15 protein-coding genes and 1 tRNA gene are annotated in these 13,828 nt (G+C 61.2%); 7 read left to right on the forward strand and 9 right to left on the reverse strand.

From position 1 onward, the window contains the following. Positions 1 to 134: 134 nt before the first annotated feature. Both ASR47_RS09620 and ASR47_RS09625 read left to right on the forward strand, forming a co-directional pair. Positions 135 to 1,181 (forward strand): lysozyme inhibitor LprI family protein, encoded by a 1,047-nt coding sequence (locus ASR47_RS09620; RefSeq protein WP_065307546.1) that lies wholly within the window; start codon positions 135 to 137, stop codon positions 1,179 to 1,181. Continuing rightward, positions 1,178 to 1,684: a hypothetical protein gene (locus tag ASR47_RS09625; protein ID WP_150127739.1), complete on the forward strand. Its 507-nt coding sequence runs from the start codon at positions 1,178 to 1,180 to the stop codon at positions 1,682 to 1,684. Before ASR47_RS09620 ends, ASR47_RS09625 begins: the two co-directional genes overlap by 4 nt. A gap of 6 nt (positions 1,685 to 1,690) precedes the next feature. Here ASR47_RS09625 and ASR47_RS09630 read toward each other — a convergent pair whose 3' ends face one another. The 6 genes from ASR47_RS09630 to ASR47_RS09655 form a co-directional block, all read right to left on the reverse strand. After that, positions 1,691 to 2,659 carry an IS1595 family transposase gene (locus tag ASR47_RS09630; protein ID WP_065307548.1) on the reverse strand — a complete coding sequence of 323 codons (969 nt, stop codon included), beginning with the start codon at positions 2,657 to 2,659 and terminating at the stop codon, positions 1,691 to 1,693. Positions 2,660 to 2,747: 88 nt separating this feature from the next. Further along, complete coding sequence (locus ASR47_RS09635; protein ID WP_065307549.1) at positions 2,748 to 3,146, reverse strand: hypothetical protein; 399 nt, start codon at positions 3,144 to 3,146, stop codon at positions 2,748 to 2,750. A 113-nt stretch (positions 3,147 to 3,259) separates the two neighbouring features. Then, a tRNA-Lys gene (locus ASR47_RS09640) sits at positions 3,260 to 3,335 on the reverse strand. 65 nt (positions 3,336 to 3,400) lie between these two features. Continuing rightward, positions 3,401 to 5,176, reverse strand: coding sequence for a GspE/PulE family protein (locus ASR47_RS09645; RefSeq protein ID WP_065307550.1), 1,776 nt, complete (start codon positions 5,174 to 5,176; stop codon positions 3,401 to 3,403). A 45-nt stretch (positions 5,177 to 5,221) separates the two neighbouring features. After that, complete coding sequence (locus ASR47_RS09650) at positions 5,222 to 6,010, reverse strand: class I SAM-dependent methyltransferase (RefSeq protein ID WP_065307551.1); 789 nt, start codon at positions 6,008 to 6,010, stop codon at positions 5,222 to 5,224. Between the two features lie 91 nt (positions 6,011 to 6,101). Then, positions 6,102 to 6,614, reverse strand: a complete 513-nt coding sequence (locus ASR47_RS09655; RefSeq protein WP_065307552.1) for a glycine zipper 2TM domain-containing protein — start codon at positions 6,612 to 6,614, stop codon at positions 6,102 to 6,104. A gap of 344 nt (positions 6,615 to 6,958) precedes the next feature. On the opposite strand from ASR47_RS09655, the gene ASR47_RS09660 reads away from it, so the two are divergent. The 5 genes from ASR47_RS09660 to ASR47_RS09680 all read left to right on the forward strand — a co-directional run bounded on the left by ASR47_RS09660 (position 6,959) and on the right by ASR47_RS09680 (position 12,289). Beyond that, positions 6,959 to 7,426, forward strand: a complete 468-nt coding sequence (locus ASR47_RS09660) for a barstar family protein (RefSeq protein ID WP_245714311.1) — start codon at positions 6,959 to 6,961, stop codon at positions 7,424 to 7,426. 103 nt (positions 7,427 to 7,529) lie between these two features. Then, positions 7,530 to 8,138, forward strand: a complete 609-nt coding sequence (gene purN, locus ASR47_RS09665) for a phosphoribosylglycinamide formyltransferase (protein WP_065307554.1) — start codon at positions 7,530 to 7,532, stop codon at positions 8,136 to 8,138. 21 nt (positions 8,139 to 8,159) lie between these two features. Beyond that, complete coding sequence (locus ASR47_RS09670; protein ID WP_065307555.1) at positions 8,160 to 9,482, forward strand: RsmB/NOP family class I SAM-dependent RNA methyltransferase; 1,323 nt, start codon at positions 8,160 to 8,162, stop codon at positions 9,480 to 9,482. A 107-nt stretch (positions 9,483 to 9,589) separates the two neighbouring features. Then, positions 9,590 to 10,948 carry a mechanosensitive ion channel family protein gene (locus ASR47_RS09675; RefSeq protein WP_065307556.1) on the forward strand — a complete coding sequence of 453 codons (1,359 nt, stop codon included), beginning with the start codon at positions 9,590 to 9,592 and terminating at the stop codon, positions 10,946 to 10,948. Between the two features lie 183 nt (positions 10,949 to 11,131). Beyond that, on the forward strand, positions 11,132 to 12,289 hold the full coding sequence (locus ASR47_RS09680) for a DesA family fatty acid desaturase (protein ID WP_425402727.1): 1,158 nt from the start codon (positions 11,132 to 11,134) through the stop codon (positions 12,287 to 12,289). Between the two features lie 123 nt (positions 12,290 to 12,412). Here the strand turns inward: ASR47_RS09680 and rpmG are convergent, their stop codons facing one another. From rpmG to radC, 3 genes are all read right to left on the reverse strand, one after another. Continuing rightward, entirely contained in the window at positions 12,413 to 12,580 is a 168-nt protein-coding gene (gene rpmG / locus ASR47_RS09685) for a 50S ribosomal protein L33 (RefSeq protein WP_010400929.1), read from the reverse strand. A 22-nt stretch (positions 12,581 to 12,602) separates the two neighbouring features. Further along, entirely contained in the window at positions 12,603 to 12,839 is a 237-nt protein-coding gene (gene rpmB / locus ASR47_RS09690) for a 50S ribosomal protein L28 (RefSeq protein WP_010400928.1), read from the reverse strand. A gap of 245 nt (positions 12,840 to 13,084) precedes the next feature. After that, positions 13,085 to 13,759 (reverse strand): RadC family protein, encoded by a 675-nt coding sequence (gene radC, locus ASR47_RS09695; protein ID WP_065307558.1) that lies wholly within the window; start codon positions 13,757 to 13,759, stop codon positions 13,085 to 13,087. Positions 13,760 to 13,828: the final 69 nt, after the last annotated feature.

The raw sequence follows: 13,828 nt of genomic DNA on the forward strand, positions 1-13,828 counted from the left end.
TGACGAGCAATATTATTACCCATCAGTTTGTCCGCTGCCAAGGCGGGGTACCGTTACTTGCCACCGCTGTGGTGCGCAAGCATGGCCGGCAATCGGCTAAACTTGCCGCTTTATATATGCTTGCATTGCCGCTCATGAAAATTGATCACTCCCTGTTGAAAACGGCTTTTCTTGTATCCGGCACCCTGCTGGCCAGCCTGGCGATCGGTGCCGACGCCGCGCCTTATCCGAATACCAGCGCGATGGGCGTCGGCCAGGCGGAAACCACAGCCTGGTATGCCGCCTGCATGAAAGTGGCCAAGGCCGCGCCGCCACCGGCCGACCTGCCAGCGCCCAGCGCCGCGGCATCCTTGCAGCAATGCCAGGCAGCAGACCTTTATTACGATACCAGGAGTATGTCCGCGCCCAAGCCCGACGACTGGCGCCAGGTGCGCCATTGCGCCGTGGCCACCAATAACAGCGAAGTGCTGATGATGTTGTACCAGAACGGGCAGGGCGTGACGAAAGCGCCGCCGCTGGCCATGAAATATGCGTGCGGCATTGCCGCCGCGCCGGCCGAAATGGCGATCAGGGTCGAGCATCTGCAAAAGCTGGCCGCCAGTGGCCAGGGCAATATCGACCTGTGCGACGACATCACCAGCGGCTATATGATGGGCGTGTGCAGCGCCATCGATGCGCGCCAGAAAAACCGCGTGCGCAACCAGGCCAGCGGCAAGGCGACCCAAGCGTGGCCGGCCGCCGCTCAAGCGTCGTACCAGAAGCTGGAAGCGGCCAGTGCCAAATTTGCCGACGCCCGCGCCGGAAAAGAAACCGACCTGGGCGGCACGGCGCGCGCCGCCATGAGCATTGCCGCGCGTACGGCCGAGCTGGACTTGCTGGCCCGGGACGTCAAGCAATACGAGGCGGGCAAGCTGCCGTCCAGCATGACGCAAGCCCAGGCGCAGGCGCTCGACAAGCAATTGAATGTGATCTACGGCAAGCTGATGAAGCAGCCCAAGCCGGACTATGCGGGCGCCGTCGACAAGGATGGCATCCGCGACACCCAGCGTTTATGGCTCAAGTATCGCGACGCCTGGATGGATTTTGGCGCCGTGCATTATCCGTCCGTCACCAGCCACACCTGGGCCGCCGTGCTGACGGCGCGCCGTAATGCGCAGCTGCAAGAACTGCTGGAGCCATGATGCGCGAGGCCTATTTTCACGAAGACGACGAGGGCCAGGTCCAGCTGCTGCCGCTCGACAACCTGCAACACTGCTTGACGCAGATGGGCGAGCAGCAGGCCTTCGCCGACGCCCACCAGAGCGGGGCCGGCTGGACCGAAATGTATGTGCGCGAGGCAGCGCCGTCAAAACTGAGTGCGCTGGGCATCACGGGCGAGCAGTTGCGCCTCGCATTGATGGCGGTGCTGCCGCCGTACGACGCCGTCTTTACCGGCTACAGCAGCTATCGCGTGCAATGCAGGAATCTGCTGGCGTTTGGCGGCGATAACACCGAAACCCTGTTTGCCGGTATTGATGAGCACGGAATCGTCGACGAACTATGGTGCAGCGACGGCATGCCGGAACTGCTGAGCTTGCCGCTGCAGGAACAACTGCTGCTGGCCGACTGGAACGCGGGCCTGGCGTGCCCGCTGTCGGACCGGGCACTGTTTGCGCGCTATTTGCAGGAATACGAGCTGGATTAAATTAGGCTATGTCACCATCAAATGTGGGAACGTCCCCAAAGTGGCCCTGAGCAAGCTTTCGGGCGACAATATTCTTTTGGCGTCCAGGATCCAGCGCCAGCCCAGGTAGTTGGGCAGGTAGCGCGTGGCCACGCCATGAAAGGCGCGCAGCCAGCCACGCAGCCGGCTGTGATAGGCGTTGACGTTCTGCACATGCACGGTGCCGCGCACGCGGATGCCGGCCCGCAGGTTGACCGCCGCATGTTCGATGCCGATCTCCCTGGCAAAAGCGGGATAGGCAGGATGGCCATCGCTGACCAATAAAATGTCACGGTCGATCACCGGCGGCAGGCAGGCGTGCAGTGTGGCCTTGGTCAGCCGGCCCATGCCGGTGACGAAATCGATGGTTTGGCCGGTGCGGTCGCGCGCCACCAGCACGCACACCTGCTCGTTGGAAATGCCACGCTGGCTGGCGCGGCCACCGCGCTGGCGCGCCGGCCGCGTCATGTGTCTTGAACCTTTCTGCGACTCCAGCAGATACATGTCGTCGGCCTCGGTGATGCCGTGCAGGCAGCGTGGCCGGTCAGTCTTGGCCAGCGCCAGGAAGCGGTGGCGCCAGCGAAAACTGGTGTTGCGATGGATGCTTGCCTGGCTGGCGGCCTTGCGCACCGAAAACGAGTTGAGCAGGCAATCGGCATAGGCCAGCCAGCGTTCCTTGTGGTGCAGATGCGCCAGCGGCGTGCCGCTCAAGGCGTTGAAGGTTTTACGGCAGGGCACGCAGCGATAGCGCTGCAAGCCATGGGCCTGGCCATGCCGGTGGAAATGTGTCGATAGACATGCCGGACAATGCAGTTGCGCCTGCGCTGTCTGCTCGATCAGGGTGACGGCCGCAGCCTGTGGCGCGCTGCTGCGCAACAGATCGCCGCTGGCAACGCGCTGGCGGTGCGACAGTTGCGGGAATTGCCTGGCGAAGGCGTGCCACTGGGCTCTATCCATGATCGGCTCCTTGAAAGGCAATACCTGACCGGTTTAGAGCGCAGAAATTTCACGGCGTTCCCACCGTTTTCGCTGACATAGCCTTAAATTATTCGCAGGCGATGGCGTTCGGCTGCGCCACCTTGTCCACCGACACCAGGCGCGCCATGTCGTTGCCGTCGCCTTCCTGCAGATACGGCTGGTAGGTATCGATGATGATGCGGGCGCGCGCCTGCCAGCCACAGTTATCAAGCTGGCGCGCGGGCACGCGCAGCAGCTTGCGCGCTTCGGCGTCGTTGGCAAAGCAGAACCAGGCGTCATGCGTGGCCGCCGGGCGCGGCAATCGGCCCCACTGCGCCTTGACCGGCGCGAAGCAGACCCGCTCGCCGATAAGCTGCAAGCTCGTCTCGTCCGAGCGCTGGCTGTACTGGCCGTCGAGCACGATGGGTTTTTCCGGCGGTATATACAGTTGGGAGGCGCCGAGCAGAAACAGGAGGGCAAGATTCACGATGGCCTTTGTGGTGGAGGGGGCGGTGGAACATGGTATCACCGCGCCAGCCGCGCCACGGTTAACGAAAAAAGCCCATCCGTGAGGATGGGCTTTTCTGTACTGCGCATTCGTGGTAGGCCGTGCGGGATTCGAACCTGCGACCAACGGATTAAAAGTCCGCTGCTCTACCAGCTGAGCTAACGACCCGAAAGAGGCCGCATTATATATGGCTTTTGAAAGAATGCAAAACCTTTTTGCTGCCGCAGTCCAACTCAATGCAGGGCCGCCGTGATCTTCAGCACCTCCTCAATGGTGGTCAAGCCCGCCACGATCTGCTGCGCGCCGGCCAGGCGCAGCGGCGTCATGCCGTCGAGGATGCTCTGGCGCCGCAGCGCGTGGATGTCGGCGCCGTCGCGTATCAGCTGGCTGAAGCGTTCTGTCACGCTCAACAGTTCATACACGCCGGCGCGGCCCCGGTAGCCGCTGTGGCGGCAGCTGGCGCAACCGACCGGGCGGTAGCAGGACTCGGGGCGCGCCAGATGATCGCCTGCCAGGCTGTGCCATTGCGCGTCGCCGGGCGCCGCCGCCAGCTGCTTGCATTGCGGACACAGGCAGCGCAGCAGGCGCTGGGCCAGCACGCCGATCAGGCTCGCTTCGAGCAGATAGCCGGGCACGCCCAGTTCCAGCAGGCGCGTCACGGCCGAGGGCGCGTCGTTGGTATGCAAGGTCGACAGCACCAGGTGGCCCGTCAGCGCCGCCTGGATGGCCATCTCGGCCGTAGCCAGGTCGCGGATTTCGCCGACCATGATGATGTCGGGGTCCTGGCGCAGCAGCGCGCGTACGCCGTCGGCAAACGACAGTTCGGCTTGCACCTGGATCTGGTTGAAGGCGGGCTCGACCATCTCTATCGGATCTTCCACCGTGCACACATTGACTTCGCTGCGCGCCAGCGCTTTCAGGGTGCTATATAAAGTGGTGGTCTTGCCCGAACCGGTCGGGCCTGTCACCAGCACGATGCCGTGGGTGCGCGCCGTCAAGGCCTGCCAGCGCGCGGCGTCCGCTGGTGGAAAGCCCAGCTGGTCCAGGCTTTTCAGCACCACCTCGGGGTCGAAAATGCGCATCACCAGCTTTTCGCCAAAGGCGGTTGGCAGGGTCGACAGGCGCAGCTCGATCTCGCGGCCGTCGGCGTTGCGCGTCTTGATGCGGCCATCTTGCGGCCGGCGCTTTTCCAGCACGTCCATGCGGCCCAGCAACTTGATGCGCGCCGTCATGGCCAGCATCACCACCGGCGGCACCTGGTAGGCCTGGTGCAGCAGGCCGTCGATGCGCAGGCGTACCAGGCCGGCGTCGCGTTTCGGCTCCAGGTGAATGTCCGAGGCGCGCTGGGCAAACGCGTATTGCCACAGCCAGTCGACGATGCGCACCACGTGCTGGTCGTTGGCGTCCAGGCTGCTCTTGCCACGGCCCAGTTCCACCAGTTGCTCGAAGTTATGGCGCAGCGACAAATCCTGCGTCGACGATTGCCGCGCCACCTTGACCGAACCGGCCAGGCTGAAAAACTGCGCGATATAGTCGGCGATCAGGACAGGATTGGCGATCACCAGGCTCAGCTTGCGCGGCGCCAGCCGGCCCAGTTCCGCCTGCCAGGCCAGCGCATACGGTTGCGCAGTCGCCACGACGATGCGCTCGGGAGTGCTTTCGACGGGCAGGATATTGAAGCGGGCCGCGTAGCTGGCCGTCATCACGTCGGCCACCTGGCTGAAGTCGATGGCCAGCGGATCGAGGCGCAGATAGGGCAGGTTGGCGCGCCCGGCCAGCCAGGCGCACAGGGTGTCGAGGTCCAGCGGCGCATGTGGCGCCAGCGCCGAGCGCAGCTGGCAGTCGGCCAGTGCGCACAGCGGGTGGATGGCCTTGCTGTGCTGCAAAACCGTTTGCGCGCGCGTGCGGATCGCGGCGAGGCCGGCGCCGGCCAGGTGGCCGTCGTCGAGCAGCCAGGAAATGATTTCCTGCAGATCGAGCGGGGCAGACGAAGCGGGAGGAGGGGACATGGCCGGCGCCTTTCATGGCCGCCGGCAAGGTGAAAGCAGGGCGGCTTACAGCGTGCTCTGGATGCCCTTGAGCCAGGTCTTGGCGGGCAGCTTGGTGTCGGCGACGATCTGTTTGGCGCGTTCGAGCAAGGCCGCTTGCGCATCGGCATCGAGTGCCACCCTGGTCTTGAAAGCGATCGCCACCACGTTCCCATCATGGACTTCAGGCAGGCAGATCACCTGTTCGAACGCAAATTTCATCGCCTTGATGTTCTTGGCGTAGCTGGGGTGGTCGCCAAACAGGTTGACCGTCATGATGCCGTGTGGCGCCAGGCAGGCGCAGCAGGCGCTGTAGAAGTCGGCGCTGTCGAGCACGGGGCCGCGCGCGGTGGCGTCATACAGGTCGACCTGCAGCGCGTCCAGGCTGCCATGGTGGGCGTCGTCGTTGACGTAATCGAGCGCATCCATCTCGCGCACATGCAGGCGCTCGTCGTTCGGCGGCAGCTTGAACATGGACGCGCAGATGGCAATGACGGACGGGTTCAGTTCGATCGCATCGACTTGCGCCTGCGCAAACGTGCGGTAGCAGAACTTGGTCAGCGCGGCCGTGCCCAGGCCCAGCTGGGCCACGCGCCGCGGTTCATTGACCCACAGCATCCACGCCATCATCTGCTGTGCATATTCGAGCTCGGGCCAGTCGGGCTTGCGGATGCGCATCGCCCCTTGCACCCATTCGGTGCCAAAATGCAGATAGCGCACGCCATCCATTTCAGACAGGGTGACGGGCGCATAGCGCGGCTTGCGCGCCGGACGAGAGGATTCGACTTGTTCGATGGATTTTCGTTTGATAAGCATAAGGCGGGCCTGGAAGTGTGCCGCATTATAACTTGCCATAAAAAATGCCGGCCCCGCGGGACCGGCATTGCATCAAGTGATATGGCGCCGCTTATTGCTGTGCAGGCTCAATGGACACCCTGAGGCGGATGCGCTCGCCCGGGTCGTACGACATGATGCTGGTGTAGTTGCGGCCGCGGTAGTCATACGTGACCTGATAGCCGTTGTTGCGCGATTCCCAATGATCGACCTGGCGGCATTGCTTGATGGCCTGTTCCTGGCTGCCGCCCTGGTAGTTGTTCTGGTTGTCGACGCGGTCGCCCACCACGGCGCCGGCAATCGCACCGGCGGCGGCGGCGGCCGTGCGGCCATTGCCGCTACCGACCTGGCTGCCCAGCAGGGCGCCGGCGATGCCGCCGACGATGGAGCCGCCGGCGCTGCGCTGTTGCGGCGGCGCCTGAACCTGCACGTATTCCGTGCGGCATTCCTGGCGCGGGCGGTTGATCTGCTCCACTTGCGGCACGACGCGCACGACCTTGCCGAAATCTTCAAAGTCGGTAGCCTGGGCGAGTGGCAAAGCACCGATACAAAGGACTGACATGATCAATTTGGCTTGCAGGTTCATTTCTTACCTCGTTATGTGGAGAACTTTCAGGGTCTGGCAGCTGGACTGTTGTTCGATTGGATTTGACAACATGAATCCAGTGTAATCCGCCTGCGCCCGCGAGTGTCATACTGCTGGCAACAAAATGTAACAGCAACAGCACCTTGCCCCTCAGTCTGTAACATGCACTTTCAATCGATACAAAAGATTGAAACCCGGTTGAAACTCGTGGTTTGTAACAAATCTTGCGTTTGATATCATATTCGGGTTGATTCACAGAGGACAACACGTTACCCTAATACGCGTATGGTTTTAAAAAAACGCAGTCCGTCGTGCCAGCATGGCGACCGGTACACCGCGTGCGTATTGACCCGCAGGCGGCAAATGCAACAAGCACAACAGATCCATACATAACAGGTCGATTTGAGGGAAAAATGAGTTTGTTAATAACCGTGCCGCCCAACCTTGTCCAGTCCATCCGCGCCTTCCGCGTGACCGAGTTACAAGACGAGGCGGCTCGTCTCGGGCAGCACTTCTTATATGCCTACTGCAACACCGGCCTGACCAAGCAGCAAGTCATCGGTCTGATCGCGGAAGCGTTCCTGTTTCCCAAAAGCCTGGCCAAGAATTTTGACGCCTTGCGCCTGTGCCTGACCGACACCATGCACAAGGCCGGCCCCCAGACAGGTTTCCTGGTAGTGCTCGAGCAATTGCCCAATACGCAGAAATTCGACAAGGAAGCGCGTGAAACCCTGCTCGACGTGTTTCGCGATGCGGCCGACTACTGGGCCGAGAAAAAAGTCCCGTTCCGCGTCTTTTACTCCTTCGAATAGCCGCCGTTCCTGCCTATCGCGGTTCGCGCTGGCGCATGCTGCGCCGCAACAATAATGCCGGCCTTTCTAGATTCACGTCGCCATAGCGGGTACAATGCGCGCTATGAAAAATATCGTTATCCTTATTTCCGGACGCGGCAGCAATATGGAAGCGGTCGTGCGCGCGGCAAAAGCCGAGCAATGGCCGGCCCGTATCGCCGCCGTCATCAGCAACCGTGCCGACGCACAGGGCCTGGTATTTGCTGCGGAACAGGGGATAGCGACCGCAGTCGTTGCCAACAAGGATTACGCCAGCCGCGCCGAATTTGACGCGGCCCTGCAGCAAGTGATCGACGGTTTTGCCCCCGACCTGGTGGTGCTGGCCGGTTTCATGCGTATCCTGACGGAACCGTTTGTCGAGCATTACGCGGGACGCATGCTCAATATCCACCCGTCGCTGCTGCCGCTGTTCCCGGGCATGGCGACCCACCGGCAGGCGCTCGACGCCGGCGTGACGGAACATGGCGCGACCGTCCATTTCGTCACCGCCGAACTCGACCATGGCCCGGCCGTGGCCAGCGCCACCGTCCCGGTCTTGCCGGGCGACACAGAAGACAGCTTATCGGCGCGCGTGCTGGTACAGGAACATCTGCTCTACCCGCGCGCCATCCGCCTGTTCATTGACGATAAACTGTCGATCGAGCATGGCCAGGTCCGCGTGGACCCTCAATAAAATATTACAGGAAGAATAACAATGAGATTGCCACCAGCGATACTTGCCAATGCTGAAGAAGTGTTGCGCGAAATTTTACGTTTCACGGCGCCGGCCGACACTACCTTGTCGCGCTATTTCCGCGACCATCCGCGCCTCGGTTCGCGCGAACGCGGCGCCATCGCCGAAGGCATTTATGCCGTGCTGCGCAACAAATCGTTTTTTACCGATTTCGCCGAAGCGGGCAATGGCCCGACCATGCGCCGCCTGACCATCCTCGGCCTGGCCGAAGCGATGGGCGCCGATTCGCTGGGCGGGCTGACGGAAGAAGAAGTGGAATGGCTGGAACGCATCAAGCAGATCGACCGCAATCTGATGCCGGCCAATATGCGCTCGAACATGCCGAAGTGGCTGTTCGACAAGCTGATCGCCCAGTTCGGCGAAGCCGAAACCATGCTGCTGGCCGACGCGCTGAACGCGCCGGCGCCGCTGGACCTGCGCGTCAACTCGCTCAAGTCCACGCGTGAAGATGTGATGCTGGCGCTGGCCGAAGCACCGATTCTCAGCACGCCGACGCCGTTCGCGCCGCTGGGCCTGCGCGTGCTGAAAAAGCCATCCCTGCAAAACATGCCCCTGTTCCAGAGCGGCGCCATTGAAGTGCAGGACGAAGGCAGCCAGATTTTGTCGCAGATCGTCGGCGCCAAGCGCGGCGAGATGGTGGTCGACTTCTGTGCCGGCGCCGGCGGCAAGACGCTGGCCCTGGGTGCGCTGATGCGCAACACCGGTCGCCTGTACGCGTTTGACGTATCCGAAAAACGCCTGGCCAAGCTGAAACCGCGCATGGCCCGCAGCGGCCTGTCGAACGTCCATCCGGTGCAGATCGCGCATGAGCGCGACGCCAAGATCAAGCGCCTGGCCGGCAAGATCGACCGCGTGCTGGTCGACGCGCCATGCAGCGGCCTGGGCACCCTGCGCCGCAATCCCGACGTGAAATGGCGCCAGCAGCCGAACTCCATCGTCGAGTTGCAAGCGAAACAAGCTGCGATCCTGGCCGGCGCGGCGCGCCTGGTCAAGGGCGGCGGCCGCCTGGTGTACGCCACCTGCAGTTTCCTCAATGAAGAAAACGATGTGATCGCCGAGCAGTTCCTGGCGGCGAACCCCGACTTCACCCTGGTGCCGATGAACAAGGTACTGGCCGAGCAGAAGATCGAGCTGGACATGGGCGACTACTTGAAACTGCTGCCGCATCTGCACCAGACCGACGGCTTCTTTGCCGCCGTGTTCGAGCGCAAGCCGATGCCGAAGAAAGTCTACGCTGACGAAAAACCGGCCGACGAGGCCGACGCCGCCTACGCTGCGGAGTAATTGTTTTACTGGCGGCCGCTGCGCTCGCAGCGGCCGCTGTTGTTTCCAGCCAGCCCGCCTGGCGTGAGCACTCGCTCATCCTGTAATGCCTTCCATTCGCCTCCGCCATGAACCAGACTCCGCTGCTCAACCTGATCACCGACTTTGTCGATGATTTCCGCCAGCCCGCCATTTTGTGGCAGGCGCTCGTCATCGTCGCCTGCCTGGCTTTGAGCTGGGCCTTCGTGCGCCAGCTGCGCGCGGTGCTGGCCAAACGTGCCGATGCTTCCACGCCGCCTGCCAGCGCCGAAGTACGTACTCGCACCGAAAGCTTTATCCGCATCCTGACGCCGGTGCTGACGGCCTTGCTGCTGGGCCTATCCCAGCATTTCCTGGCCAGGTTCCAGAGCGTCAACCTGCTCAGTATCGCCATTCCCCTGTGTACCTCGATGGCCCTGGTGCGCTTCGGCTTTTATGTGTTGCGCCGCATCTTTGCCCGTCGTGGCGACATCAGTCCCGCCATGCAGTTGCTGGAAAAAGTGTTTACGGTGGTGGTGTGGCTGGGCATGGCCCTGTATATCACGGGCCTGTGGCCGGAATTGCATGAATTTCTGGAAAGCATCATCGTGCCACTGGGCCGCAACAAGGTGTCGGTCGCCGCCATCTTGCAAGCCGCTATTTCGGTCGCCGTGCTGATGGTGCTGGCGATGTGGGCCGGCACCTCGCTGGACGAGCGCCTGATGAAAATGCAGGGTCTGCACTCGTCGCTCAAGGTGGTGGTCTCGCGCATGGGGCGCGCCGTGCTGATCCTGTTTTCCGTGCTGGTCAGCCTGTCGCTGGTGGGCATCGACCTGACGGTCTTGTCGGTATTCGGCGGCGCCTTTGGCGTGGCGCTCGGTTTCGGCCTGCAGAAGATCGCCGCCAATTTTGTGTCCGGCTTTATCATCCTGCTTGACCGCAGCCTCACCATCGGCGACATGATCACGGTCGGCCAGTTCAGCGGTAAAGTCACCCAGATCAATACGCGCTATACTGTGTTATTGGGCGGCGATGGGGTTGAATCCATCGTGCCCAATGAAATGCTGATCTCGGGCGGCGTGCAGAACATGTCGCTCAGCAATCGCATGGTGTGGCTGTCTGCCACCGTATCGGTTGGCTACGAGACCGATATCGACGTCATCTTCCCGCTGCTGGAACAAGCGGCCGCCAGCGTGCCGCGGGTTTCAACAAGCAAGCCACCGTCGGCGACCCTGGTGCGCTTCGGCGCCGATGGCCTGGACCTGCAGATCGGCTTCTGGATCTCCGACCCGGAAAACGGCACCGGCGGGGTGAAATCGAATGTGAACCGCGCGATTTGGCGGACGTTGCAGCAACATAAGGTATCCGTACCATTCCCGCAACGCGAATTGCGGATTATCGGCACACCGCCCGCCACGCTGGCCGGCGAAACAGAAGGGGCGCCCACGCCTCCTGGCACTCAGCCCTGACCTCGCTGCTGCTTTCAAAGTTGCCTCATCACACCCTTTAGGGCGTACAATCACGCCTAAAATTGACGATGCCGGACCGCTGGTGCCTTGCTGGCGCGACCGTGAACAAGCCCCATCCACTCTGGAGTAGTAATGACATTGAGTTCCGTTTTACACGACGTTCTGCAGTTCATGGCAACCGGTATGACCGATCTGTCGGCATGGCAGGTGTTTGCCTATACCATGGCGGTGACCCATATCACCATTGCCAGCGTCACGATTTACCTGCATCGCCACCAGGCGCACCGCGCGCTGGAATTGCACGCCATTCCCAGCCATTTTTTCCGTTTCTGGCTGTGGCTGACCACCGGCCAGGTCACCAAGGAGTGGGCGGCCATCCACCGCAAGCACCACGCCAAGTGCGATACGGAAGAAGATCCGCACAGCCCGGTCACGCGCGGCATCAAGAAAGTGTTCTGGGAAGGCGCCGAGCTGTACCGTGCTGAGTCGAAAAACCTCGAAACCATGGCCAAATACGGCCATGGCACGCCAACCGACTGGATCGAACGCCATCTGTACACCAAGTACAGCTGGCTGGGCGTGGTGCTGCTGTTCTTCATCAACTTCGCGCTGTTTGGCGTAATCGGCATTTCCGTGTGGGCCGTGCAGATGATGTGGATACCCGTGACGGCGGCCGGCATCATCAACGGCATCGGCCACTACTGGGGCTACCGCAACTACGACTGCGCCGACGCGGCCACCAACATCATCCCGTTCGGCATCCTGATCGGCGGCGAGGAACTCCATAACAATCACCATACGTATGCAACGTCGGCCAAGCTGTCGTCAAAATGGTATGAGTTCGATATCGGTTGGGCGTATATCCGCGGCCTTGAAATGCTGGGCCTGGCCAAGGTGAAAAAGCTGGCGCCGGCGCCGAAGTTTTCCCACGGCAAGCTGGAAGCCGATTTCGATACCCTGCAGTCGGTGATCGCCAACCGCTACGACGTGATGGCCAAGTATGCCAAGTCGATCAAGTCGGCCTGGAAGGAAGAGCTGGAACACCTGAAGGACAAGGCCGAGCTGGAAAAGCGCTTTTTGAAATCATCGCGCAAGCTGATGCAGCGCGAGCCGGGCAAGCTGGCCGACGCGCATCACGAGCAGCTGTCCGAGCTGTTCCAGCACAGCAAGGCGCTGGAAACCATGCACCATATGCGCGTCGAACTGGGCGCCATCTGGGAACGTTCGCACTTTACGCGCGAACAGTTGCTGCACAAGCTGCAGGACTGGTGCGTACGCGCCGAAGCGTCGGGCATCAAGTCGCTGCAGGAATTTTCCTTGCGCCTGCGCAGTTACGCGTAAGCGGTACTGGCTTCATCAAGGCTCCGCAGCGCGGGGCCTTTTTTTCGCCTTGCCGATGGCGGCAAAACTTCTGGACGAAAAAAAACCGCTCGGAAGCGGCTTTTTCGTCGAAGCAAAGATCGATTACTTGATCTTGGTTTCTTTGTACGTTACGTGCTTGCGTGCTTTGGGATCAAATTTCATGATCTCCATTTTCGCAGGCGTCGTACGCTTGTTTTTGGTGGTCGTGTAGAAGTGACCCGTACCGGCGGTCGATTCTAACTTGATTTTGTCGCGGCCTGATTTTGCCATGATAGCTCCCTTGTTCTGCTAATTAGACTTTTTCGCCACGAGCGCGCATGTCGACCAATACGGCGTCGATGCCGACTTTATCGATGACGCGCAGACCGGCGTTGGACAAACGCAGGGAGACCCAGCGGTTTTCAGATTCAACAAAAATACGACGATTTTGCAAGTTAGGCAAAAAACGACGTTTGGTTTTGTTGTTTGCATGGGAAACATTGTTGCCGACCATCGGCTTCTTCCCAGTGACTTGGCAAACACGTGCCATGGCGCACTCCTTAAAGACATTCCAAATTGGAAAAACGAGAGTATATCCAAAAAAATCAGAATTATCAATGACTTGCGAAAAACAATTGTGTCATTTTGATTGGATTTTATTTAACATTGTGCGGTGATATGGTTTCAGTCATGAAAAACCTTGTAAACCTCATGATTTACTGTTAGGCAAGCATCGGGGCAGGCGCACGTATGTCCTTGTTTACACAGGTAAACTGCCGCAAACGCGCATGCACGCTAGAGTTGCCCGTGTTCTGCGAAGGAATGCACCTGCCGTCCCGCCACCACGAAATGGTCGAGCACCCGCACATCGACCAGCGACAGCGCCTGCACCAGCGAGCGGGTCAGCAACAGATCCGATTCGCTGGGGTCGGGCGTGCCGGAAGGGTGGTTGTGCGCGAGAATCACGCTGGCCGCGTTATGCTGCAGCGCCTGCTTCACCACTTCGCGTGGATAGACGCTGGTATGGGTCAGGGTGCCCCTGAACATTTCCCTGGCCGTGATCAAGCGGTTCTTGACGTCCATGAACAGCACATAAAATGACTCATGGCCGAGGTTGCCCATGGTCATGCGCAGGTAATCCTTGACCGCGTGCGGCGAACTCAGAGCCTGGCCCGAGTGCAGCTCTTCGACGATGGCGCGCCGCGCCAGCTCCATCACGGCCTGCAATTGCGCGAACTTGGCGCTGCCCATGCCGTGCACGGCCGAAAAACTGACCAGGCTGGCGCCGAACAGGCCGCGCAGCGAGCCGAAGTGCTCGACCGTGTCGCGCGCCAGCTCGACCGCGCTCTTGCCGCGCACGCCGGTGCGCAGGAACACGGCCAGCAGTTCCGCGTCCGACAGCGTGTGGGCGCCGTCCTCGATCAGCCGTTCGCGGGGCCGCTCGCGGGCAGGCCAGTCCTTGATACCCATGGTTGTCTCCTGGAGGGCAGTGGCTGCCGGATTCCTGATTATCGTCCTGTCATCCATGGTCTTGCTGAT

The organism is Janthinobacterium psychrotolerans, from assembly GCF_001677885.1.
In the GTDB taxonomy this organism is placed as follows: Bacteria; Pseudomonadota; Gammaproteobacteria; order Burkholderiales; family Burkholderiaceae_D; genus Janthinobacterium; species Janthinobacterium psychrotolerans.